The following is a 23560-nucleotide window of genomic DNA, read 5'->3' as shown; positions in this document are numbered from 1 at the left end:
AAGGAGTCACCGTGAACGCATCGCAAGGGCTGCGCGTCGTCGTCACGGGCGCCACCGGCAACGTCGGCACGAGCCTCGTCAGGTCCCTGGCGCGGGACCCGGACGTCGGGTCGGTCGTCGGCCTGGCCCGGCGGCTGCCCGGCCTCACCCTGCCCGGCGTCGAGTGGGGGAGGGTGGACCTCTCCCGCCCGGACAGCGCCCGGACACTCGGTTCCCTGCTGACGGGCGCGGACGCCGTCGTCCATCTGGCCTGGCGCTTCCAGCCCACTCACGACCCCGTCGTCACCTGGCGCAGCAACGTCGAGGGCTCCCTGCGCGTCTTCGACGCGGTGCGCACGGCCGGCGTCCCGGCGCTGGTCCACGCCTCGTCCGTGGGCGCCTACTCGCCCGGGCCCAAGCGCGAGCCCGGAGTGGACGAACAGTGGCCGACCCACGGCTGGCCGGACGCCGCCTACTGCCGCGAGAAGGCCTACCTGGAACGCGTCCTGGACACCTTCGAGCTGCGCCACCCGCAGATCCGGGTGGTACGGATGCGGCCCGGGTTCCTCTTCAAGGAGACGGCCGCTCCCGAGCAGCGGCGCATCTTCGGCGGGAAATACCTGCCCGGCGTGCTCCTCCGCCCCGACCTGCTGCCCTTCGTCCCCGACCTGGAGGGGCTGAGGTTCCAGGTGCTGCACACGGACGACGCGGCCGAGGCGTACCGGCTCGCCGTGCTCGGCGACGTACGCGGCCCCTTCAACCTGGCCGCCGACACCGTCACCGACGCCCGGTCCCTGGGCGCCCTCCTCGACGCCCGGGTGGTACGCGCGCCCGTGCCGCTCGTACGCGGAGCGCTGGCCACCGCCTGGCACGCCCGGGCGGTCCCGGCATCCCCCCACCTCTTCGACGCCGTGCTCCGCCTGCCCGTCATGGACTGTGCGCGGGCCCACGAGGAGCTGGACTGGCGGCCCCGCTATGCGGCGTCCGAGGCGCTGACGGCGTTCCTGCGCGGCGTCGTGCGCGGCACGGGCGAGGAGACCGCGCCGCTGGCGGGCAGCCGGTGGAGCTGAGTGGGTGCCGGTTCGCCGCAAAGGCCCACGGATGCCACCATGGCACGCATGTCCCGCAAGGCGCTCATCGTCATCGACATGATCAACCCGTACGACCACGAGGACGCCGACCAGCTCCTTCCCTCGGCCGAGCGCGCCGTGCCCGTCATCGCGGACATGCTGAAGGCGGCCCGGGGCAGCGGTACACGCGTGATCTACGCCAACGACAACTTCGGGGACTGGCGCTCCCACCACGGGGAGATCGTGGAGGCGGCCATGGCAGGAGCCCGCCCCGACCTCGTGGAACCGCTGAAGCCCGACGAGGACGCGCTCTTCGTGGTCAAGGCCCGGCACTCGATCTTCTACGAGACGCCCCTGCCGTACCTGCTCCACCAGCTGGATGTCGGCCATCTCGTCCTGACCGGCCAGGTGACCGAGCAGTGCATCCTGTACTCCGCGCTCGACGCGCACATCCGCCACATGGACCTGACCATCCCGCGCGACGGGGTGGCACACATCCACGCCGACCTGGCCGACGCCGCGCTGCGGATGACCGAACGGAACATGGGCGCCAGGGTCTGCGCCGCCGAAAAGATCGACCTGTGACACCGGCGGGCCACGCCGCCACGAAAGGACCACCATGACGCGCGCCGCACTGTTCGACGTGGACGGCACCCTGGTCGACACCAACTACCTGCACGTCACCGCGTGGTGGGAGGCGTTCCACCAGGCCGGGCACACCGTGCCGATGCCCGCGATCCACCGCGCCGTCGGCCTCGGCTCCGACGACCTCGTCGCCCATCTGCTGGGTCCCGGCCGGGACAGGCAGCAGGACGCCGGTATCAGCGCGACGCACTCCGCGCTGTACGCGACCTACTTCGAACGCCTGCCCCCACTGGAGCGCGCGGCGGACCTGCTGCGCGCGCTGGCCGGCCGGGGCTGGACGATCGTCCTCGCCACCTCCGCCTCCGGGCCCGAGCTGAAGGCCCTGCGGCGGGCGCTCGACGCCGACGACGTCATTTCCGGCACCGCCAGCGCCGACGACGTGGACGAGGGGAAGCCCGCGCCGGACCCGATCCGCCACGCGCTGGACATCGCCGGTGCCACCAGCGAGGAGGCCGTGTACGTCGGCGACTCGGTCTGGGACATGACCGCGGCGACCAAGGCGTCGGTCCCTGCCGTGGGCCTGCTGTCGGGCGGCATCCCCCGGGCGGACCTGGAGGCGGCCGGGGCCGTGGAGGTCCACGCATCCCCGGCCGCGCTCCTGGACCGCCTCGACTCCGGCGTCATCGGCCGGATGACCCCGCAGGCGCCGCCCTTCCCTGATCCGGACGGCCGGCCCTAACCGCCGTTGCACAGGCAGAACGGGTGCCCGGCCGGGTCCGCGAAGACGCGGAAGCCGCGCTTGCCGCCGTCGTCGTCCACGTCGAGCGGCGTGGCCCCCAGGGCGAGCACCTCGCGCTGGGCGGCCTCCATGTCCTCCACCTCGAAGTCCAGGTGCTCCTGCTGGGAGTTCCGGTCGGGGCGCGGCCACTCGGGCGGCCGGTGGCCGGGGGCCAGCTGGAAGGCCAGGCGCGCTCCGCCGGGGACGCGGAGTTCGTACCAGCGATCGTTGTCGTGCGTCACCTCCCCGCCCAGCACCTTCTGGTAGAAACCGGCGAGCGCCGCCGGGTCCGGGCAGTCGACGGCAACCAGGCAGTAGGTCGCGACAGCCATGTCGTTCCTCGCTCTCGGTGTACGCGGATGTGCGGGCGTCGTCCTTACGGGTTCCGCGTCCGGCCCCGGGGAAACACGATCCGGAAGCCGGGACGTTTCGACCGCCGGGGATGGGCAACCCGGTAGATATGGTGCAATTCGGATACACGATGATGACCGAGCAGTCGGGACCGCGGGCCCTCGTGGAGGACGTGGTGGCGGCCGAGCAGGCCGGCTTCGACTTCTCCGTGACCTCCGACCACTACTTCCCCTGGCTGAAGTCCCAGGGCCACGCCCCGTACGCCTGGAGCGTGCTGGGCGCCGCCGCGCAGGCCACCACCCGCATCCCGCTGATGACGTACGTGACCTGCCCGACCACCCGCTACCACCCGGCCGTCGTGGCGCAGAAGGCCGCGACGCTGCAACTGCTCTCCGAGGGGCGGTTCCGGCTCGGGCTCGGCTCCGGCGAGAGCCTGAACGAACACGTCGTCGGCGGCGGCTGGCCGGACGCCCGGGTGCGGCTCGACAAGCTCGAAGAGGCGGTGGAGATCATCAAGGCGCTCCTCGCCGGAGGCTACGTCAACCACCATGGTCCCCACTTCGACGTGGAGAACGCCAAGCTGTGGGACGTGCCCGACGTGGCCGTGCCCCTCGGTGTCGCCGTCTCCGGCGACCGGTCGTGCGAGATCGCGGGCCGGCTCGCCGACCTGGTGATCGCCACCGAGCCCAAGGAAGAGCTGCTCACCGACTTCGACCGGCACGGCGGCGGCGGGAAGCCCCGGGTCGGCCAGTTGCCCGTCTGCTACGACCCCGACCGCGACGCGGCGGTGAAGCGGGCCCACGACCAGTTCCGCTGGTCCGTCGGCGGCTGGAAGGTCAACTCGGAGCTGCCCGGCCCCTCCGCATTCGACCAGGCCACGCAGTACGTCCGGCCGGACGACGTCGCCGAGGCGGTCCCCTGCGGCGACGACGTCGGGCAGTTCGTGGAAGCGGTGCGCCCCTTCGCCGAGGCGGGGTTCACCGAGGTGGCCCTCGTACAGATCGGCGGAGACCACCAGAAGCCGTTCATCGACTGGGCCGAGGAGAAGCTGCTCCCCGCGCTGCGCGCCATGTGACGTGCGTACGGGGTCACTTCCCGTGCCCGGAGCGGTCGCGCCCGTTGGACGAGCGGGCCATCGCCCAGGCCGGGAAGACGAACCAGCAGATGAACGACCAGAGTGCCATTCCGCCCACCAGCCACAGGGCGAGCGTGTTGTGCAGCGCCACCCGCATGATGAGCAGCAGCGCCGAACACATCGTGCAGAACAGCAGCACGAGCCCGAGCACGGTGAGCCGCGACGCCCACACCACCGTTTCCGGCTTCAGATGGCGGCCGGTCAGCAGCCGGTGGTAGCTGACGGGCCCGATCAGTGCGGCCGCCGTGGCGGAGCCCAGGAGCACCGTGACGACGTAGATAGTCCTGTCGGTTTCCGAGAGCGTGGTGAAGCGCGGCTGGAAGACGACCGCGAGCAGGAAGCCGAAGAGGATCTGCACCCCGGTCTGCGCCACCCGCAGCTCCTGGAGCAGTTCCGTCCACCGGCGGTCCGCCCGCTCCTCGGTCGTCTCGTCACGCCCCCGGCGGTCGTCCTCGCGGCCGTCCCGGCCCGCTCGTCCGTGGTCCATGCGCGGTGTCCCTCCCTCGTGCCGAAACCTTTGTGCGCGGGCCGCCCGGCCCGCGCACAAAGGTTTCGGCCGCACCTCGTTGATTCAGCGGCTGACGGCCTTCAGCAGCTGCTCCTTGTTCATCGTGGAGCGGCCCTCGATGTTCTTCTTCTTCGCCTCTTCGTACAGCTGGTCCTTCGTGCGGCCCTGCGCCCCCCTGTGCGAGCGCTCGCCGCCGCGCTGCGAGGCCGACTTGGGGTCGCGCGTGGACGTCCTGCTCGCCGTCTTCGACTCGCCGGAGCGGGCACGCTCCTTGTTCACCGTGCGGGCGGCGATCTCCTTGGCACGCTTCTCGGAGGTGCCGCGCTTCTCGGCGCTCTCCTTGACGTGCTCGTACTGCCGCTCCCGCTTGGGGCTCGATCCTGCCGGCATGACGTCGTCCTCCTCGCTGTCGTCCTCGGCCACTCGGGCCCGGTCCGGGGTCACCACCCGGGTTGCCGGGAGGCCACGTCCGAAACATGGCACCGCCGCCACGGACCCGCCCACCGGGCCGCGCGCTCGGGTGACGCCACGCGCGGCCCGTACGCCCGGCCGACCGGTTCCGCAGGGCTGATCGGGGTCAGTCGCCGCGACGCCTACCAGTGAACCCGCCGACTTCGGGTACCGGGGTCTCTGCGGGGCCCGGCCACCCGGGCCCACGCCGGACGACGATGAGGAGGAGCAGCGGATGGTCACGGGAGGGAACGCCCCGGCGGGCGGGCAGCACGGCACGGGAACGGACCCGGCGCCGAGCCCGAGGGCCCTCCGCCGCGAGCTGGAACGGCGCGTCGACGGCGAGATCCGCTTCGACGCGGGCAGCAGGGGCGCCTACGCGACCGACGGCTCCAACTACCGGCAAGTGCCCATCGGTGTCGTCGTCCCCCGCACGGTGGACGCGGGCGCCGAAGCGGTCGCCGTCTGCGCCCGGCACGGCGTGCCGGTGCTGTCGAGGGGCGGCGGGACCAGCCTCGCCGGGCAGTGCACCAACGCCGCCGTCGTCATCGACTGGACGAAGTACTGCCACAGCCTGGTCTCCGTGGACGAGGCCGCCCGCACCTGCGTGGTGGAGCCCGGCATCGTGCTGGACGAACTGAACCGGCAGCTGGCGGGCCGGGGCCTGCGGTTCGGCCCGAAACCCTCGACGCACAGCCACTGCTCGCTGGGCGGAATGATCGGCAACAACTCCTGCGGCGCGTCCGCGCAGGCGTACGGCAAGACCGTCGACAACGTGCGACGGCTGGAGATCCTGACCTACGACGGACTGCGCTGCTGGGTGGGGCCCACCTCCGACGAGGAGTTCGCGGAGATCGTCGCAGCGGGCGGTCGCCGCGCCGAGGTGTACCAGGGGCTGCGCCGGATCATCGACACGCATCTGGCCGACGTCCGCCAGGGCTTCCCCGCCATCCCGCGCCGGGTCTCCGGCTACAACCTCGACTCGCTGCTGCCGGAGAAGGGCTTCGACCTGGCGCGTGCCCTCGTCGGCAGCGAGGGCACCCTCGTCACCGTCCTGCGCGCCGAGCTCGACCTGGTCCCCGTCCCGCCCCACGAGGCGATGCTCGTCCTCGGTTACCCCGACATCTGCGCGGCGGCCGACGACGTGCCGCGCCTGCTGGAACACAGCTCCCCGACCCAGATGGAGGCGCTGGACGGCCGGATGGCGCAGCTCATGCGCGAGGAGGACAGCCACGTCGCCTCCCTGGACACCTTCCCGGAGGGGGACACCTGGTTGCTGCTCCAGTTCAGCGGGGACACCCAGGAGGACGTGGACCGGCAGGCGCACGACCTGCTGAAGGCGCTCGGCCGCGACGAGGACGACCCCGCGGTGACCTTCTCCGACGACCCGCCGCGCGAGCGCCGGATGCTCAAGGCCAGGGAGGCCGGGCTCGGCGTGACGGCCCGGCCGCCGGACGGACGCGAGACCTGGGAGGGCTGGGAGGACTCCGCCGTCCCGCCCGAACGGCTCGGCGACTACCTGCGCGACCTGAAGAAGCTCTTCGCGGAGTTCGACTACGACCACCCCTCTCTCTACGGCCACTTCGGGCAGGGCTGCGTGCACACCCGCATCCCCTTCGGGCTCAAGACCGCGGAGGGCGTCGCCTCCTTCCGCGAGTTCTTGTTCCGGGCCGCCGACCTCGTCGTCTCGTACGGCGGCTCGCTCTCCGGCGAGCACGGGGACGGGCAGTCGCGCGGCGAACTGCTGCCCCGGATGTACGGTGAACGGCTCGTCGCCGCGTTCGGCGAGGTCAAGGCGCTCCTCGACCCGGACAACCGGATGAACCCCGGCAAGGTCACCGACCCGTACCGCACCGACGAGAATCTGCGGCTCGGCCCGGACTGGCGGCCCGCGAACGACGAGAGCCACTTCCACTACCCGGACGACGAGGGCTCCTTCAACCGGGCCGTGATGCGCTGCGTCGGCATCGGCAACTGCCGCTCCCACAGCGGCGGCGTGATGTGCCCCTCCTACCGGGCGACCGGTGAGGAGGAGCACTCCACCCGGGGGCGGGCCCGGCTGCTCTTCGAGATGCTGGGCGGGCACCAGGACACGCCCGTCACCGACGGCTGGCGCTCCACCGAGGTCCGCGACGCGCTCGACCTCTGCCTCGCCTGCAAGGGCTGCAAGTCCGACTGCCCGGTGGGCGTCGACATGGCCACGTACAAGTCCGAATTCCTGGCCCACCACTACGCGGGCCGGCTGCGACCCACCGCCCACTACTCGCTGGGCTGGCTGCCCCTGTGGGCCCGGCTCTCCCGCATCGCACCCCGCCTGGTCAACGCCGCGCTCGACGCCCCGGGGCTCCGACGCCTGGCCAAGCGGGTCGCCGGAGTCGCCGACGAGCGGCAGCCGCCCGCGTTCGCCGAGGAGTCGTTCGTCCAGTGGTGGCGGGCGCGCGGACTGCCGGAGCCCGACCCGGCGGACGCCCGGACCGTGGTGCTGTGGCCGGACACCTTCACCTCCTCCTTCCACCCCGGCATCGCCCGGTCGGCGGTCCGGGTGCTGGAGGACGCGGGTTTCCGGGTCGCCGTCCCCGAACAGGCCGTGTGCTGCGGGCTCACCTGGATCTCCACCGGGCAGCCCGCCACCGCCAAGAAGGTGCTGCGCCGGACCGCCGAGGTGCTGCGGCCGTGGATCGAGGCAGGCACCCCGATCGTCGGCCTGGAACCGTCCTGCACGGCCGTCTTCCGGTCCGACGCGCCGGAGCTGATGCCGCACGACCAGGACATCCAGCGCCTCGCCGGGCAGTTCCGCACCTTCGCCGAACTCCTGGTCAACGACGCACCCGACGACTGGCGGCCGCCCGTCCTGACCCGGCGGGCCACCGTGCAGACGCACTGCCACCAGCACGCCGTCACCAAGTTCGACGCCGACCGCGAGCTCATGCGGCGTGCCGGGCTCGACGCCGAGGTCCTGGACGAGGGCTGCTGCGGCCTCGCCGGCAACTTCGGCTTCGAACGAGGCCACTACGGCCTGTCCATGGACATCGGCGAACAGGGCGTCCTGCCCGCCGTCCGGGGTGCCGCGCCCGATGCCCTGGTCGTCGCCGACGGATTCAGCTGCCGTACGCAGATCGAGCAGGGCGGGACGGGCCGCCTCGCCATGCACCTGGCCGAAGCGCTCGCGCTCGGCCTCGACGGGCCGCTGCCCGCCGACCACCCCGAGAAGGCCACCGCCCGCCCCGACCGCCCGGCCCCGGTCGCGAGCCGGCTGGTGACGGGCGCCGCGCTCACCGCACTGACCGCGCTCGGCACGGCCGCGTACGCCGTCCTGCGCCGGAACCGGTCCACCCCGCACCACCGATAGGAGAGGAAACCATGGCGACCAAGGTCTCCGACTACGTCCTTCAGCGCCTGCGCGAATGGGACGTAGACCACGTCTTCGCCTACGCCGGCGACGGGATCAACGGACTGCTCGCCGCCTGGGGGAGGGCGGAGAACAAGCCCAAGTTCGTCCAGGCCCGGCACGAGGAGATGGCCGCCTTCCAGGCCGTCGGCTACGCCAAGTTCTCCGGCAGGGCCGGCGTCTGCGCGGCCACTTCGGGCCCCGGGGCGATCCACCTGCTCAACGGCCTGTACGACGCCAAACTGGACCACGTACCCGTCGTCGCGATCGTCGGCCAGACCAACCGCAGTGCCATGGGCGGCTCCTACCAGCAGGAGGTGGACCTGCTCAGCCTCTACAAGGACGTCGCCTCCGAGTTCTGCGAGATGGTCACCGTCCCCGAACAGCTGCCCAACGTCATCGACCGCGCCATGCGCACCGCGTACGCCAAGCGCACCGTGACCGCCGTCATCATCCCGGCCGACGTCCAGGAACTGGATTACTCGCCGCCCACCCACGCGTTCAAGATGGTGCCCTCCAGCCTCGGTGCGAGCAGCTACGCGCCCGTCCCCGCCGAGGACGACATCGCCCGGGCCGCCGAGGTGCTGAACGCGGGCGAGAAGGTGGCCATCCTGATCGGGCAGGGCGCGCGGGGCGCACGCGCCGAGGTCGAGCGGCTGGCCGAGGTGCTGGGCGCGGGCGTCGCCAAGGCACTGCTCGGCAAGGACGTCCTCCCCGACGACCTGCCCTACGTCACCGGGTCCATCGGGCTGCTCGGCACCCGGCCCAGCTACGAGCTGATGCAGGAGTGCGACACCCTGCTCGTGATCGGCTCCAGTTTCCCGTACACCCAGTTCCTGCCCGAACTCGACCAGGCGCGTGCGGTCCAGATCGACATCGACCCCTTCATGATCGGTCTGCGCTACCCCTTCGAGGTCAACTTGATCGGTGACGCCCGTGCCACCCTCGACGCCCTGCTGCCGCGCCTCAAGCGCAAGAAGCACGGCTCCTGGCGCAAGAAGATCGAGAAGGACACCGCCAAGTGGTGGGAGGTCATGCGGCGCCGCGCCAAGGTCGAGGCCGACCCCGTCAACCCCGAGTACGTCGTGCACGCGCTCGACGCCCTCCTGCCGGACGACGCCGTCGTGGCCGCCGACTCCGGGTCCGCCGCCAACTGGTACGCCCGGCACCTGCGCTTCCGGGGCAACATGCGCGGCTCCCTCTCCGGCACGCTCGCCACCATGGGCCCCGGTGTGCCCTATGTCATCGGCGCCAAGTTCGCCCACCCGGATAGGCCCGCCATCGCGATCGTGGGCGACGGGGCGATGCAGATGAACGGCATGGCGGAGCTCATCACCGTCGCCAAGTACTGGCGCGAGTGGGACGACCCGCGTCTGGTCGTCGCCGTCCTCAACAACGAGGACCTGAACCAGGTCACGTGGGAGATGCGCGCCATGTCCGGCGCCCCGCAGTTCCTGCCCTCCCAGTCCCTGCCCGACGTGCGCTACGCCGACTTCGCCCGCTCGGTCGGCCTGGACGGCGTACGCGTCGAGAAGCCCGACCAGGTCGAGGACGCCTGGCACCGGGCCCTCGCCTGCGACCGGCCGTTCGTCATCGACTTCCGGACCGACCCGGCCGTTCCGCCGATCCCGCCGCACGCCGGCCTGGACCAGATCGAGGCCGCCGCGTCCGCCATCGTCAAGGGCGACAGCGACCGTGCCGGCATGGTGCGACAGGGCTTCAAGGCCAAGGTCCAGGAGATGCTGCCCGGCCACCACGACGGGCCGTCGGACAAGTGACCCCCCGCCCCGGCGGCGCGGACGCCCCCCTGATCGACCGGGTGGAGACCGCCGCCTACACCGTGCCCACCGACGCCCCCGAGGGCGACGGCACCCTGACCTGGGACGAGACCACGCTCGTCCTGGTCCGGGTGGGCGCGGGCCCGACGAGCGGCCTCGGCTACACCTACGGGGCGCCCGCCACCGCCGCGGCCGTCGACCAGCTGCTCGCCGGGGTCGTCACGGGCCGCAGCGCCTGGGACGTGCCCGCCGCCAACGAGGCCATGAGCCGGGCCGTCCGCAACGCCGGGCGTCCCGGTCTCGTCGCCCAGGCACTGTCCGCCGTGGACATCGCCCTCTGGGACCTGAAGGCCCGCCTCCTGGACCTGCCCCTGACCCGGCTCCTCGGTGCCACCGCCCACGAGGTCCCCGTCTACGGCAGCGGCGGTTTCACCCCGTACGACGACGCGCAGCAGGACCGGCAGCTGCGCGGCTGGGCGGAGGCCCGGGGCATCCCCCGCGTCAAGATCAAGATCGGGGAGTCCTGGGGGCGCGAGGAGGCGCGCGACCTGGACCGGATCGCGAAGGCCCGCCGCAGCGTCGGGGACGGCACCGAGCTGTACGTCGACGCCAACGGGGCCTACACCCGCAAACAGGCCGTCCGCGTGGCGCGTTGCTTCGAGGAGTACGGCGTGACCTGGTACGAGGAGCCCGTCTCCTCGGACGACCCCGCCGGGCTCGCCCGGATCAGGGCGGCCACGACGGCCGATGTGACGGCCGGTGAGTACGGTTACGCACTGCCGTACTTCTGGCAGCTGATCACCGCCGGATCCGTGGACTGCCTCCAGGCGGACGTCACCCGCTGCGGCGGCATCACCGTCTGGCTCCGCGCCGCCGCGCTCGCCGAGGCCGCCGGTCTCGGCCTCTCCGGGCACTGCGCCCCGCACGTCCACGCCCACGCCGCGGCGACCGTGCCGAACCTCCGCCACCTGGAGTGGTTCCACGACCACGTCCGCATCGAGGAGCTGTTCTTCGACGGGACGCTCGACCCGGCGGGCGGCACCGTACGCCCCGGAGCCTCCGGAGCCCCCGGCCACGGCCTGGAATTCCGCACCCGGGCCGCGGAACCCCACCGCGTCCGGTGACCGCCCGGACCCCACGAGGAGGCGCATGACCCGCCCGGCCCCACCGCACGACAACCCGCCGCCCCACGTACTGCGCGAGTACGCCCTGATCGCCGACGGGGAGCGCGGCGCGCTCATCGGCCCCCAGGGCGACATCGCCTGGCTGTGCGCGCCGCGCTGGGACTCCGGCGCCGTCTTCGCCGCCCTCATCGGCGGCCCCGGCCACTACACCGTCACGCCCACCGAGCGCTTCGCATGGGGCGGTTTCTACGAGGCCGGGACGCTGATCTGGCGCAACCGCTGGGTCACCACCGGCGGGGTCATCGAGTGCCGCGAGGCCCTGGCGTTCCCCGGCGACCCGCGACGCGCCGTCCTCCTGCGCCGCATCCACGCGGTGGAGGGCGACGCCCGGGTCACCGTACGCCTCGAACCGCACGCGGACTTCGGCACGCACCGGTCGCGGGACGTACGGCGCGCGCGGTCCGGGGTGTGGACCGGGCACACCGGCCCCCTGCACTGGCGGTGGACCGGCGCCGAAGCGGCACGCCCCGTCCGCGACGGCCACCGCACGGGCCTGGCGGCGGAACTGACCGTACCGGCGGGCGGCCACCACGACCTCGTCCTCGAACTGTCCGAGGACGCCGAACGGCTCGCCGGGCCGGTGGACCCGGACCGGGCCTGGCACGCCACCCAGGACGCCTGGGCCCGTGCCGCCGAGCCGCTGCCCGACTGCCTCGCCCCCGACGACGCACGCCACGCCCACACCGTGCTGCGCGGCCTCACCAGCGCCTCCGGCGGCATGGTCGCCGCCGCCACCACGAGCCTCCCCGAACGCGCCGAGGCAGGCCGCAACTACGACTACCGGTACGTCTGGATCCGCGACCAGTGCTACGCCGGGCAGGCCGCGGCGGCGGCCGGTGCGCACCGGCTGACCGACGACGCCGTCCGCTTCGTCGCCGCCCGCCTCCACGAGGACGGTCCCCGACTCGCCCCGGCCTACACCGTCACCGGCGCGCCCGTGCCGGACCAGGAGGCTCTGCCCCTCCCCGGCTATCCGGGCGGCGGCGACCGGATCGGCAACCACGTCAACGGGCAGTTCCAGCTCGACGCGTTCGGCGAGGCGCTGCTCCTGTTCGCCGCCGCGGCCCGGACCGGGCGGCTCGGCCCGGACGGGCGTCGCGCCGCGGACATCGCGGTCGCGGCCATCGAACGGCGCCACCACGAGCCGGACGCCGGCATCTGGGAGCTGGACGACCGGGCCTGGACGCACAGCAGGCTCATCTGCGCGGCGGGCCTGCGCGCCATGGCCGCCGACGTCCCCTGTGCGCAGGCGGCCTCCTGGGCCGGGCTGGCCGACACGCTCCTCGCCCGGACGGCGGCCACCAGCACCCACCCCACCGGGCGCTGGCAGCGCGCGCCCGACGATCCCGGACTCGACGCGGCCCTGCTGATGCCCGCGATCCGGGGCGGAGTCGGCGCCCGCGACCCCCGGACCGTCCGCACCCTCGACGCCTACCGCGCCGAGCTGACCCACGACCACTACGCGTACCGCTTCCGGCACGACGAACGCCCGCTGGCCGAGGCCGAGGGAGCGTTCCTGCTGTGCGGCTACCTGATGTCGCTCGCCGAGCACCAGCAGGGCAACGAGCGGGAGGCCGTGCGCTGGTTCGAACGCAACCGGGCGGCGTGCGGGCCGCCGGGTCTGTTCACCGAGGAGTACGACATCGGCCAGCGGCAGCTGCGCGGCAACCTCCCGCAGGCGTTCGTCCACGCGCTGCTGCTCGAAACCTCCGTCCGCCTCGCCGCACCGCCCCCCACCGAAGGAGAAGCACCGTGAGCCAGAGCGTCGTCATCACAGGAGCGAGCGCCGGAATCGGCCGGGCGGTGGCCCGGGCCTTCGGGGCGCGCGGGGCCGACGTGGCCCTGCTCGCCCGGGGCCGGGCCGGACTCGACGCGGCCGCCCGCGAGGTCGAGGCGGCCGGGGGGCGTGCGCTGGCCGTTCCCGTGGACGTGGCCGACCACCGCGCGGTCGAGGCCGCGGCGGCCGAGGCCGTGCACGCCTTCGGCCGGATCGACGTCTGGGTCAACTGCGGCTTCACCTCGGTCTTCGCGCCCTTCACCGAGATCGAACCGGAGGAATACGAGCGGGTCACCCAGGTCACGTACCTCGGCTTCGTCAACGGCACCAGGGCCGCCCTCACGCACATGACCCCGCGCGACGCCGGAACGATCATCCAGGTCGGCTCGGCGCTCGGCGAGCGGTCCATCCCGCTCCAGTCGGCATACTGCGGGGCCAAGCACGCCATCAACGGCTTCACCTCCTCCCTGCGCACCGAGCTCATGCACCAGGGCAGCGGCATCCGGGTGACCGTGGTCCAGATGCCCGCCGTCAACACCCCGCAGTTCTCCTGGGTCCTCTCCCGCGTGCGTGGCAATCCGCAGCCCGTACCGCCGATCTACCAGCCGGAGGTCGCCGCAGAAGCCGTGCTGTACGCCGCCGACCACCCCGGCCGCAAGCAGTACTACGTGGGCTCCAGCACCGTCGCCACCGTCGTCGCCAACAAGTTCGCGGCGGGCCTCCTCGACCGTTACCTCGCACGGACCGGCTTCGACTCCCAGCAGTCCGGCGGCGCCTCCGACACCACCCGCGAGAACAACCTGTGGCAGCCGGAGGACGACAGTACCGACCACGGCGCGCACGGCACCTTCGACCAGGAGTCCCACACCCGCGATCCGCAGCTGTGGGCCCTCCGGCACCGCGCACTCGCCGCGGTGATGGCGGCGGGGGCCGCCTGGGGCGCCACGGCCCTCGGCAGGCGTGCGGTCCGGGGCCGGTGAGCATGTGACGGCACACCGGACGCGGTACGGGCGTTCGCCCGCGCGGTCGCCGACGTGCTCGTTACCCGGCACCCCGACCGCTTCACCACCGAGGCCCGCAAGCAGGCCCGCGGCGGCCGCCTCTACCTGGACGTCCAGCGCAACGCGTACGCCCAGACCGCCGTCACGCCCTACGCGGTCCGGGCCCGCCCCAAAGCCCCCGTCGCCGCGCCGCTGGCCTGGGAGGACGTCGACGACCCGGCGCTCGACGCCCGTCGCTGGACCCTGCGCGACGCCGAGGAGCTCGCGGACCGGAACCCCTGGCACCACCCCCCACGGCCCCGCTCCCTCCGCCGGGCCCGGACCCTGCTCGACGCGCCGAACGCGTAGCACCGAACGGAGAACGACCATGTCCAGAGCCACGACCGTGCGGAACCTGCTGGACGAGCACGGGCAGACCTACGCCGACGAAGCCGGCATCCGGCTCCGCGACACGCCCATGCCGCTGTACCAGCTGCTGACCCTGTGCGCCCTGTTCTCGGTCCCCATCAAGGCCGGCATGGCGGTGGCCGCCGCCCGGGAACTCTTCGCCGCGGGGCTGCGCACCCCGCGCGCCATGGTGGAGGCGTCCTGGCAGGACCGCGTGGACGCCCTGGTCCGCGCGCACTACCGGCGCTACGACGAGAGCACCGCCACCGCGCTCGGCGAGGGCGCCCGACTCGTCCTCGACCGGTACCGCGGCGACCTGCGAAAACTCCGCGAGGAAGCCGGCGGCGACCCGGCGAAACTCCGCGAACTGCTCACGGAGTTCCCCCGGATCGGCCCCGTGGGCGCCGACATCTTCAGCCGCGAGGCCCAGGGGCTGTGGCCCGAGCTGCGCCCCGCCTTCGACAAGCGCGCCCAGGACGCTGCCGAAGGGCTCGGGCTGCCGCGCGATCCGGAGAAGCTGGCCGGTCTCGTCGCCGACGAGGATCTGCCCCGGCTGGCCGCCGCCCTGGTCCGGTCCGGGCTCGACTGACCGGACCCGACGTCACCAGCCCGTCCAGAGAAGGTGGTTGACGGCGAGGGCCACCACCGCCTGGGTGGCGAGCCAGCCTCTTCGTCCCCGGTCGGGCAGCAGGGCCGCCGCAGGGAGCAGCCAGACCATGAACGGCTGCCAGATCCGTTCGGTCTCCGCCTTGCTCATGCCCGACAGATCGGCCGCCAGCAGCAGGAGCAGCGCCACCAGCACCAGCGGAACCAGCCGGTCCGTCGCGCTCGCCTCCCCGCCGCGCAGCCCGCGCACGGCACCCGGCGCACCGGCGAAGGTGCGGCGGAGCCCCGCGACCGTCGCCGGGCCCACCGCGATCACGGTGCACGCCAGGTTCGCCCACACCCAGTACCCGTACGGCCGGAACCCGCCCGCACCCTGGTGGTAGCGCTCCACGAGGACGTGGTACGCCTCCCACCAGTTGAAACCCGCCGCCGTGAAGGCGACCGGCGCCACCAGGGCCCCGAGCAGCGCGAGGGGCAGCGGCCGCAGGGTGCGGGCGAGGACTGGAACGGCCAGGAGCAGCAGCGCGATCAGCGTCAGCCCGTAACTCAGGTAGCAGACCCAGCCGTAGAGGAGTCCCGCGCCCAGCGCGGCGACCCCCGGAGCGCGCACCGTGCGCGTCGCCGCCAGCGCCAGCAGGGCGACGGACCAGGCGGCCACCGCCGCGAAGTAGCCGTCCGCCGAGGTCCCGGCCCAGACCGCGACCGGGGCCAGGACGAGGAACGGCGCCGCCCGCCGGGCGATGTCCTCACCGGCCAGGGCCCGCACCGTGACCAGCACGGCGAGCAGGGCGGACGCGCCGGTGAGGATGCACCAGACGCCGGCCCAGGCGCCGCCGCCGAGACCGGCCCGGTCCAGGAGCACGAAAGTGAGCGTGGCGCCCGGCGGATGACCGGCGACATGGGCGGGCCAGTTGTCCGGCGCGTCGAGCAGGATGTGCGCGTCGAACGTGCGCAGCGCGGCGCCGATGTCCTCGAAGCGGTCGATGACCCGCAGGTACTCGTGCTTGGTGGTCAGCCGCTCGGCGATCCCGCGGCCCCAGCCGTCGATCAGGGCGAGCGAGAAGATCCACGCCAGCGAGCCGGCGTAGACCGCCAGGAGCAGGGCCCGCCAGCGCAGGCGACGGGCGAGCAGCGGCCCGTACGCGATGACGGCGGCGGCCACGGCCGGAGCGGCCACCGTCCCCGGGCCCGTGTGCGGGTACCAGGACGCGAGGAGCGGCGGCCAGTGCACGTACAGCGTCCGCGCGTAGTCCTCGATGGCCCGCCCGCCCAGGGCGGCGGCCACCACGAGCACGACGCCCGCCCCGGCGGCCACGAGGTCCCAGCGCTGTCCGGAGCTCCGGGCGGTGGCCCGCTCGGTGCGGGGCTCGATACGGTCCTCGGTCTTCACGCAGGCACCGTACGCACCGGGACACCACGAAGGCGGGTACCGGCCGGGCGCGTCACACAACCGTCAGATTCATGGCCGCCGCCGTACGTTCGCCGGGGTGATGTCACCGTTTCGTCAGGAGTCGTACGCGCCGGTCGCGCAGGCCACGGGCATAGCGTCGGGCCCATGGGCGACAGCCGTCGGAACGCTCCGACACCCTCCACGACCTCTTCCCGGCCCCGCGCCGCCGCGCTCCTCGAACGGCTGCCGTCGGCACCCGGCTTCTGGCGCAGCCCCGTGCGCGGGGTGCCGTTCACCGCCGTGCTCGGGCTGGTCCTGCTCGCCGGGATCACGCTGCTCTTCGTGACCGGCCTGCTGTCGTACGCCGCGTACAACCCGGATCTCGCCCCGGTCAACGACAAGACGCCGGACAAGGGGCTGCTCGGCTTCTACCTCTTCCCCTGGCCCACCTCGCCGCACTGGCTCTACCGGCTGACCCAGGGACTCCACGTCACCGTCGGCATCGTCCTCGTCCCCGTGCTGCTGGCCAAGCTCTGGTCCGTGGTGCCCAGGCTCTTCGCCCTGCCGCCGGCCCGGTCCCTCGCGCACGCGCTGGAGCGGATCTCGCTGCTCCTGCTGGTGGGCGGGGCGCTCTTCGAGTTCGTGACCGGACTGCTCAACATCCAGCTGGAGTACCTGTTCCCCGGCTCCTTCTACCCGCTGCACTTCTACGGGGCGTGGGTCTTCTTCGCCGCCTTCCTCGCCCACGCCGGACTCCGCACACCGCAGGCCGTACGGGTGCTGCGGACAGGCGGACTGAACGGGCCGGTCCCCGGCGACGCGCTGGAATCACCCGCCCCGGCCCCGCCGACCCTGTCCCGGCGCGGCGCCCTCGCCATGGTGGGCGCGGGCTCGCTGCTCCTGCTGGTCACCTCGGCCGGCCGGAGCTTCGACGGGCCGCTGCGCCGCCTCGCCGTCCTCACCCCGCGCGGCGCCGCCGAACCGGGGTCCGGCCCGAACGGCTTCCAGATCAACAAGACCGCCGCGGCCGTCGGGATCACCACCGCCGACACCGGCGAGGGCTGGTGGCTCACCGTCAGCGGCCCGGCCGGCGACCTGCGGCTCAGCCGGGAACAGCTGCTGGCCATGGAACAGCACAGCGCGGCCCTGCCCATCGCCTGCGTGGAGGGCTGGTCCACCTCGGACCAGTGGTGGCGGGGCGTACGGCTGAGCGACCTCGCGGCCCTCGCCGGCTACCCGGACCGGCCGCCCGGGGTGCTGGTGGAATCCCTTCAGCGCAGCGGCCCCTTCCGCCGGGCCGCGCTCCGGGACAACCAGGTGCGCGACCCGCGCTCGCTGCTGGCGCTCCAGGTCAACGGCGAGGACCTGTCGCCGGACCACGGGTACCCGGCCCGGATCATCGTCCCCGCCGCCCCCGGGGTGCTCAACACCAAATGGGTGGCCCGGCTGACCTTCGGAGCACTGTGAACAACACCGGCCCCCGGGCCCTCCTGCGCCGCCGCTACGGAGCGGGGCCGCTGCACCTCGTACTCCTGGCCGCCTCCTTCGCACTGGCCGGATACGCGGGCGTGCGCCTGCTCGCCGGCGACTGGCTCGGCGTCACCCTGTGGTTCGTGGGCGCGGCCCTCGTCCACGACCTGGTGCTCGTTCCGCTGTACGCCTCGGTGGACCTGGTGCTGCGCAGGGCCCTCGGACGGCGGCGGCCGGCCTCCGTCAACTACGTGCGGGTGCCGGCCTTCCTGTCGGGGCTGCTGCTCCTCGTGTGGTTCCCGCTCATCACGCGGCCGAAGCGCTACGAGCCGGCGAGCGGGCTGTCCCCCGACGTGTTCCTGGGGAACTGGCTGCTGACCACGGCCGCGCTGTTCCTGCTGTCGGCGCTCTGGTTCGCGGTCCGGACCTTCCGGCTCCGCCGCAGGGCGACGAAGGTGCGGCCGTCCGCCTCCCACTGACCGTCGGCCCGCAACCCGTGCGGTCGGGCGTACCGAAGGAGGGCGGAGGAGCCGAGCCGCGCCCACGGGAAGAGCCCGTCCGCCGCGCCACCGTCCGGTCCGCGCCCGTCGTCCAGCCGCACCCGGACCCGCTCGTCCAGGTCGTGCGGCACGGTCTCGGCGACGAGGAGGCCGCCGGGCGCGAGGAGCTCCGCCGCCCGTCGCAGCAGCCGGTCCGGGTCGCCGCCGATGCCGATGTTGCCGTCGGCGAGCAGCACGGTGCCCCAGCGGCCCTCGCCGGGCAGCGGGTCGAAGACGGACCGGCGCAGGGCGTACCCGCCGAGCCGGACGGTCCGGGCGACGGCCGCCTCGCTGACGTCGATACCGAGGGCGCGGTGTCCGCGCGCCGCCAGTGCGGCGACCAGCCGCCCGGGCCCGCACCCGACGTCCAGGACCGGCCCCTCGCAGCGGCGCAGCGCCGACAGGTCCGCCGCGTCGGCCCCGGCGCACCAGCGCTCCACGTCCAGCGGCAGCAGCCAGCCGTCCGTACGGCGCAGGAACAGCGGTCCGCGCCCGTTGCGCAGGGCGTTGGCGTACGGGTCGGTGCCCCACGCGTCGGTGTCCGCACGGCCGGGGGCCCGGGGTGGCGCGGACTGGGGCGCGGTGGCGCGGGGCGTGAGCCCGGCGTCCGGGTCCGTGAGCCCGGGCTCCGCGCCCAGGCGCCCGGCTTCCAGGTCCGTGGGCGGGTGGACCAGCACGTTCCGCCCCTGGTCGGCGCGGCTCATCGGACGGCCGTCCCGCGAGTCCGGGCCAGCTCGGCGGCGAACCGGCCGTCCGGGGCGAGCGCGGCGACCTCCGCCGCGTCGGCCGCCGTGTCCACGTCCCGCAGCCGGGGCAGGTCGCGCACGGTCAGCCCGGCGGCGGTCAGCCGGGCCCGCTGCACCGCACCCGTCTCCGGCACGGACATCGGCACCCCGCGCAGCAGCCCCGGGTCCGGCTCCGCCAAGCCCAGCGCCCAGAACCCGCCGTCCTCCGCCGGGCCGAACCACGCATCGCACCCGTCCCAGGCCCCGGGGCCCAGCGCGGGCGCCAGATCGGCCGCCGTGATCTGCGGGGTGTCCATCCCGATCAGCAGGGTCGGTCCGGTCCACGCCCCGAAGGCGGTGGCCAGCCGCTCGTCCAGCCCGCCCGCCCCCTGCTTCACGACCTCGATGCCCGGCGGCAGCCACGGCCCGGGCGCCCCCTCCAGGACGACGACGCGCCGGGCGGCGGGCAGGGCCAGGACGGTGTGCAGGGTGTCGGCGAGTGACGCCTGTGCGAGGCGCGCGGCCTCGGCGGAGGAGAAGGGCGGGGTGAGCCGGGTCTTGACCCGCCCGGGCAGCGGCTCCTTCGCGATGACCAGCACCGTCGTCGCGCCGGCCGGCCCGGGTCCGGGCGTTCCCGCGCTCACCGCGGCACCGCCGCCGGGACCGGCGGCTCGGCCAGCACGGCCCGCATGTCGCGGACGGCGTGCCAGGTGCCGAGCCAGGTGCCGGTGACCTTCGACTTTCCGGTACGGGCCAGGTACGGCACGTCCGTCTCGGCCACCTTCAGCCCCGCGTCGGCCGCCCGCACCACCATCTGCAACGGATAGCCGCTGCGCCGGTCCGTGAGCCCGAGCGCCAGCAGATCCGCGCGGCGTCCGGCGCGCAGGGGGCCCAGATCGCGCAGCCGCAGCCCGGTCCGGCGCCGCAGCATGTGGGACAGGGCCGTATTGCCCGCCCGCGCGTGCAGCGGCCAGGCGCCGCGCTCCCGGGGGCGCCGCCGCCCGAGCAGCAGATCGCACTCGCCGTCGGCCACCCGGCGTACGAAGCCGGCGAGGAGCGCGGGGTCCAGCGAGCCGTCGCAGTCGCAGAAGCAGACGAACTCCGCCTCACTGGCGAGCAGCCCGGCATGACAGGCGGAGCCGAAGCCGCGCCGGGGCTCGTGCACCACGGTCGCGCCCAGCGCGCGGGCCACGTCCGCGGAGCCGTCGGTCGAGCCGTTGTCCACCACGATCGCCCGCCAGCCCCGGGGCACCCGGGCCAGCACACCGGGCAGGGCCGCGGCCTCGTCAAGACAGGGAAGGACGATGTCGGCGCGGGGGCCTGAGTCATCGGAAGGAAGGATCACCCGGCTCACCCTACGGAGCGAAAACCGGCATTTCGGGCTTTGGATTCTTACGAAACGTGGACGTCGCCCGCCACCGGCCCGACGGCGTTTCCGGCCGTGCCGCCCCAGGTGCCAGGGTGGTTCCATGCAGACGCCCCCGGACACACCGCCACCCGTCCCCGCCGGCGGGACACCCTCCGCCGCCCCGGCGCGCGGTCATGTCCTCGTCGTGGACGACGACCCGACCGTCGCCGAAGTCGTCGCGGGATACCTGACCGGCGCCGGTTACGACGTCGCCCGGGCGGCGGACGGACCGGCCGCTCTCGCCCTGTACGCCGCCCGGCGGCCGGACCTGGCCGTCCTCGACCTCATGCTCCCCGGCATGGACGGGTTCGAGGTCTGCCGCCGCATGCGGGCGCACGGCCCGGTCCCGGTCATCATGCTCACCGCCCGCGGCGACGAGGACGACCGCATCCTCGGCCTCGAAACCGGCGCGGACGACTACGTCACCAAACCGTTCAGCCCGCGCGAACTCGTCCTGCGGGTCGACTCCGTGCTGCGGCGCGCCAGAGCGACGGCGGTACCCGCGGGACAGCCCCGGCTGCTGGAGGGCGCGGGGCTGGTGCTCGACCCCGCGGCCCGGAGCGCGACCTGCCGGGGCGCCGGGCTGGCCCTCACGCTCCGCGAGTTCGATCTGCTCGCCTTCCTCCTGCGCCACCCGGGCCAGGTCTTCACCCGGGAGGAGCTGATGCGCGAGGTCTGGGGCTGGGACTTCGGGGATCTGTCCACCGTCACCGTGCACGTGCGCCGGCTGCGCGGCAAGGTCGAGGCCGACCCGGCCCACCCCGAGCTGATCCGTACGGTCTGGGGCGTCGGCTACCGCCTCGACCTGCCTGCCGCTGCCGGAGCCGCGTCATGACCGACACGCTCCTCATCGCCCTCTTCGCCTTCCTCGGCGCCGCCGCAGCGGGACTCCTCGGGGCGTTCGCGCTGCGGCTCGCCCGGCACCGCCCGCTCGTCGTCTCGCTGAGCATCGTGGCCGCCGTGGCCGTCACCGCGATGCTCGCCGGGACCCTGGCCGTCGCCTGGGCGATGTTCCTCTCACCGCACGACCTGTCCGTGGTCACGACCGTCGTCGCCATGGCCGCCGTCGTCTCCCTCGTCACGGCGATGCTGCTCGGCCGCTGGGTCGCCGCCCGCAGCCGTGAACTGACCCTCGCCGCACGCTCCTTCGGCGACGGCGGCACCTTCGCCGCGCCCGAGGCCCCGGCCACCGCCGAACTCGCCGCGCTCACCCGCGAACTCGCCGCCACCAGCGCGAAGCTGGACAGCTCACGGATGCGGGAACGCGCCCTGGAGACCTCGCGTCGCGAACTCGTCGCCTGGATCTCCCACGACCTGCGCACCCCCCTCGCCGGGCTGCGCGCCATGTCCGAGGCGCTGGAGGACGGCGTGGCCGTCGACTCGCCGCGCTACCTGCGCCAGATCCGTACCGAGGTCGAGCGGATGAACGACATGGTCGGCGACCTCTTCGAGCTCTCCCGCATCCACGCGGGCTCACTCGCGCTGACCCCGACCCGCGTCTCCGTCTACGACCTGGTGGGCGACGCCCTCGCCGGAGCCGACCCGCTCGCCCGCGAGCACGGGGTGCGGCTGGTCGGCGGACGGATCGAGGAGGTGCCCGTGGAGGTGGACGGCAAGGAGATGAGCCGCGTCCTGGGCAACCTCCTGATCAACGCGATCCGCCGGACGCCTGCCGACGGCACGGTCGCCGTCGCGGCACACCGCGCGCCGGACGGGGTCGTCCTCTCGGTGACCGACGGCTGCGGCGGCATCCCGGAGGAGGACCTGCCGAGGGTGTTCGACACCGGCTGGCGCGGCAGCCATGCCCGTACCCCACCGGCGGGCGCGGGCCTCGGTCTCGCCATCGTGCGCGGCATCGTCGAGGCCCACGCCGGGCGGGCGGAGGTCCGCAACGTCACCGGCGGCTGCTGCTTCGAGGTGACCCTGCCCCTGGCGTGAGCACCAGGGCCTCCCGCAGCGGCGCCGCCGCGAAGTCGGCCATGCCCTCGGCGAACCCCACCTCCGGCCGCCAGCCCAGCTCCTCGCGCAGCCGCCGCGAGTCCGCCGTCACATGGCGTACGTCCCCGAGCCGGAACTCGCCGGTCACCACCGGGGCCGGCCCGCCGTGGGCCACCGCGAGCGCCCCGGCCATCTCGCCGATCGTGTGCGGCTCGCCGCTGCCGGTGTTGTACGCCGCGAAGCTCCCGGGAGCGCGGGCGCCGACGGCCTCCAGCGCCACCGTGTTCGCGGCGGCCACATCCCGTACATGGACGAAGTCGCGCCGCTGCCCGCCGTCCTCGAAGACGCGCGGCGCCTCGCCCCGGGCCAGCGCCGACCGGAAGAACGACGCGACACCCGCGTACGGCGTGTCCCGGGGCATGCCGGGGCCGTACACGTTGTGGTAGCGCAGCGCGATCGCGCTCCCTCCCGTCGCCCGCGCCCAGGACGCGGCAAGGTGCTCCTGCGCCAGCTTGGTCGCCGCGTACACGTTGCGCGGGTCGGCCGGCGCGTCCTCCCCGACGAGCCCGGGCACCAGCGCCGCCCCGCAGTCGGGACAGCGCGGCTCGAAGCGGCCCGCCGCCAGGTCCGCCGGGTCCCGGGGGCCGGGGCGGACGGTCCCGTGGCGCGGGCACGCGTAACGGCCCTCGCCGTACACGACCATCGACCCGGCGAGCACCAGGCTCCGCACCCCGGCCCCGGCCATCGCCGCGAGCAGGACGGCGGTGCCCAGGTCATTGCACCCCACGTATTCCGGGGCGTCCGCGAAGTCCTTGCCCAGGCCGACCATCGCCGCCTGGTGGCACACCGCGTCGACTCCGCGCAGCGCCCGGTCCACCACCGCGCGGTCCCGTACGTCCCCGACGATCAGCCGCCCGTCGTCACCTCCGGCGGGGCGGTGCGCGGAAGGGCCGTGCGCCGAGGCGAGCAGTGCGTCGAGCACCACCGCCTCGTGCCCGGCCGAGGTGAGACCGCGGACGATTTCCGAACCGATGAACCCGGCACCGCCGGTGACAAGTACGCGCATGCGGGCCACGCTAGGACGCGCACGGCCCCGTCACGCGCTTTGGCGGC

At 73.9% G+C, this 23560-nt stretch carries 21 protein-coding genes and 1 pseudogene; 14 read left to right on the top strand and 8 right to left on the bottom strand.

Annotated elements, in window-relative coordinates; all coding sequences use genetic code 11:
• Positions 1-11: 11 nt before the first annotated feature.
• Genes ACZ6C6_RS33550 through ACZ6C6_RS33540 form a run of 3 tightly spaced genes read left to right on the top strand, consistent with a single transcriptional unit; the run spans position 12 to position 2373 of the window.
• Positions 12-1049, top strand: coding sequence for an NAD-dependent epimerase/dehydratase family protein (locus ACZ6C6_RS33550; protein ID WP_469208438.1), 1038 nt, complete (start codon positions 12-14; stop codon positions 1047-1049).
• Positions 1050-1097: 48 nt separating this feature from the next.
• Positions 1098-1634: a cysteine hydrolase family protein gene (locus ACZ6C6_RS33545; RefSeq protein ID WP_469208527.1), complete on the top strand. Its 537-nt coding sequence runs from the start codon at positions 1098-1100 to the stop codon at positions 1632-1634.
• 34 nt (positions 1635-1668) lie between these two features.
• Positions 1669-2373, top strand: a complete 705-nt coding sequence (locus tag ACZ6C6_RS33540; protein ID WP_469208436.1) for an HAD family hydrolase — start codon at positions 1669-1671, stop codon at positions 2371-2373.
• Here ACZ6C6_RS33540 and ACZ6C6_RS33535 read toward each other — a convergent pair.
• A complete protein-coding gene (locus ACZ6C6_RS33535; RefSeq protein ID WP_469208435.1) occupies positions 2370-2744 on the bottom strand; it encodes a VOC family protein in 375 nt (124 codons plus the stop codon). The two genes, ACZ6C6_RS33540 and ACZ6C6_RS33535, sit on opposite strands and share 4 nt — an antisense overlap.
• Before the next feature lie 128 nt (positions 2745-2872).
• On the opposite strand from ACZ6C6_RS33535, the gene ACZ6C6_RS33530 reads away from it, so the two are divergent.
• Positions 2873-3838 carry an LLM class F420-dependent oxidoreductase gene (locus tag ACZ6C6_RS33530; protein WP_469208434.1) on the top strand — a complete coding sequence of 322 codons (966 nt, stop codon included), beginning with the start codon at positions 2873-2875 and terminating at the stop codon, positions 3836-3838.
• 13 nt (positions 3839-3851) lie between these two features.
• On the opposite strand, the gene ACZ6C6_RS33525 is transcribed toward ACZ6C6_RS33530, so the two are convergent.
• Both ACZ6C6_RS33525 and ACZ6C6_RS33520 read right to left on the bottom strand, forming a co-directional pair.
• On the bottom strand, positions 3852-4385 hold the full coding sequence (locus tag ACZ6C6_RS33525) for a DUF6328 family protein (protein ID WP_469208432.1): 534 nt from the start codon (positions 4383-4385) through the stop codon (positions 3852-3854).
• Between the two features lie 84 nt (positions 4386-4469).
• A complete protein-coding gene (locus ACZ6C6_RS33520) occupies positions 4470-4796 on the bottom strand; it encodes a plasmid stabilization protein (RefSeq protein WP_469208525.1) in 327 nt (108 codons plus the stop codon).
• 295 nt (positions 4797-5091) lie between these two features.
• On the opposite strand from ACZ6C6_RS33520, the gene ACZ6C6_RS33515 reads away from it, so the two are divergent.
• From ACZ6C6_RS33515 to ACZ6C6_RS33485, 7 genes and pseudogenes are all read left to right on the top strand, one after another.
• Entirely contained in the window at positions 5092-8205 is a 3114-nt protein-coding gene (locus tag ACZ6C6_RS33515; RefSeq protein ID WP_469208430.1) for an FAD-binding and (Fe-S)-binding domain-containing protein, read from the top strand.
• 11 nt (positions 8206-8216) lie between these two features.
• Positions 8217-10022, top strand: coding sequence for a thiamine pyrophosphate-requiring protein (locus tag ACZ6C6_RS33510; protein WP_469208428.1), 1806 nt, complete (start codon positions 8217-8219; stop codon positions 10020-10022).
• The gene (locus ACZ6C6_RS33505; protein WP_469208427.1) at positions 10019-11146 is read left to right on the top strand and encodes an enolase C-terminal domain-like protein; all 1128 of its coding nucleotides are present in this window, start codon (positions 10019-10021) and stop codon (positions 11144-11146) included. The genes ACZ6C6_RS33510 and ACZ6C6_RS33505 overlap by 4 nt, the downstream gene beginning before the upstream one ends.
• Positions 11147-11171: 25 nt before the next feature.
• Positions 11172-12962, top strand: coding sequence for a glycoside hydrolase family 15 protein (locus tag ACZ6C6_RS33500; RefSeq protein ID WP_469208425.1), 1791 nt, complete (start codon positions 11172-11174; stop codon positions 12960-12962).
• Positions 12959-13963 carry an SDR family oxidoreductase gene (locus ACZ6C6_RS33495; RefSeq protein ID WP_469208423.1) on the top strand — a complete coding sequence of 335 codons (1005 nt, stop codon included), beginning with the start codon at positions 12959-12961 and terminating at the stop codon, positions 13961-13963. The genes ACZ6C6_RS33500 and ACZ6C6_RS33495 overlap by 4 nt, the downstream gene beginning before the upstream one ends.
• Before the next feature lie 18 nt (positions 13964-13981).
• A pseudogene (gene ligD / locus ACZ6C6_RS33490) lies at positions 13982-14332 on the top strand (non-homologous end-joining DNA ligase LigD); the annotation flags it as partial.
• 19 nt (positions 14333-14351) lie between these two features.
• Complete coding sequence (locus ACZ6C6_RS33485; protein ID WP_469208421.1) at positions 14352-14960, top strand: endonuclease; 609 nt, start codon at positions 14352-14354, stop codon at positions 14958-14960.
• A 12-nt stretch (positions 14961-14972) separates the two neighbouring features.
• Here ACZ6C6_RS33485 and ACZ6C6_RS33480 read toward each other — a convergent pair whose 3' ends face one another.
• A complete protein-coding gene (locus ACZ6C6_RS33480; RefSeq protein ID WP_469208419.1) occupies positions 14973-16367 on the bottom strand; it encodes a hypothetical protein in 1395 nt (464 codons plus the stop codon).
• A 165-nt stretch (positions 16368-16532) separates the two neighbouring features.
• Between ACZ6C6_RS33480 and ACZ6C6_RS33475 the strand changes: the two genes are divergently transcribed.
• Positions 16533-17834: a molybdopterin-dependent oxidoreductase gene (locus ACZ6C6_RS33475; protein ID WP_469208417.1), complete on the top strand. Its 1302-nt coding sequence runs from the start codon at positions 16533-16535 to the stop codon at positions 17832-17834.
• Positions 17835-18159: 325 nt separating this feature from the next.
• Here ACZ6C6_RS33475 and ACZ6C6_RS33470 read toward each other — a convergent pair whose 3' ends face one another.
• The 3 genes from ACZ6C6_RS33470 to ACZ6C6_RS33460 are packed head-to-tail and all read right to left on the bottom strand — an operon-like array spanning position 18160 to position 20446.
• Positions 18160-19080: a class I SAM-dependent DNA methyltransferase gene (locus ACZ6C6_RS33470; RefSeq protein WP_469208415.1), complete on the bottom strand. Its 921-nt coding sequence runs from the start codon at positions 19078-19080 to the stop codon at positions 18160-18162.
• Positions 19077-19745: a TIGR04282 family arsenosugar biosynthesis glycosyltransferase gene (locus ACZ6C6_RS33465; protein ID WP_469208413.1), complete on the bottom strand. Its 669-nt coding sequence runs from the start codon at positions 19743-19745 to the stop codon at positions 19077-19079. The genes ACZ6C6_RS33470 and ACZ6C6_RS33465 overlap by 4 nt, the downstream gene beginning before the upstream one ends.
• On the bottom strand, positions 19742-20446 hold the full coding sequence (locus tag ACZ6C6_RS33460) for a glycosyltransferase family 2 protein (protein WP_469208412.1): 705 nt from the start codon (positions 20444-20446) through the stop codon (positions 19742-19744). The genes ACZ6C6_RS33465 and ACZ6C6_RS33460 overlap by 4 nt, the downstream gene beginning before the upstream one ends.
• 124 nt (positions 20447-20570) lie before the next feature.
• Between ACZ6C6_RS33460 and ACZ6C6_RS33455 the strand changes: the two genes are divergently transcribed.
• The gene (locus tag ACZ6C6_RS33455; RefSeq protein ID WP_469208410.1) at positions 20571-21344 is read left to right on the top strand and encodes a response regulator transcription factor; all 774 of its coding nucleotides are present in this window, start codon (positions 20571-20573) and stop codon (positions 21342-21344) included.
• Entirely contained in the window at positions 21341-22447 is a 1107-nt protein-coding gene (locus ACZ6C6_RS33450; protein ID WP_469208408.1) for a sensor histidine kinase, read from the top strand. The genes ACZ6C6_RS33455 and ACZ6C6_RS33450 overlap by 4 nt, the downstream gene beginning before the upstream one ends.
• Here ACZ6C6_RS33450 and ACZ6C6_RS33445 read toward each other — a convergent pair.
• Positions 22404-23513 carry an NAD-dependent epimerase/dehydratase family protein gene (locus ACZ6C6_RS33445; protein WP_469208406.1) on the bottom strand — a complete coding sequence of 370 codons (1110 nt, stop codon included), beginning with the start codon at positions 23511-23513 and terminating at the stop codon, positions 22404-22406. The genes ACZ6C6_RS33450 and ACZ6C6_RS33445 overlap by 44 nt on opposite strands.
• Positions 23514-23560 lie beyond the last annotated feature (47 nt).

Source organism: Streptomyces sp. NPDC041814, from assembly GCF_055590565.1.
The sequence above is the reverse complement of the archived record's forward strand: the minus strand, read 5'-3'. Positions and strand labels throughout refer to the sequence as shown.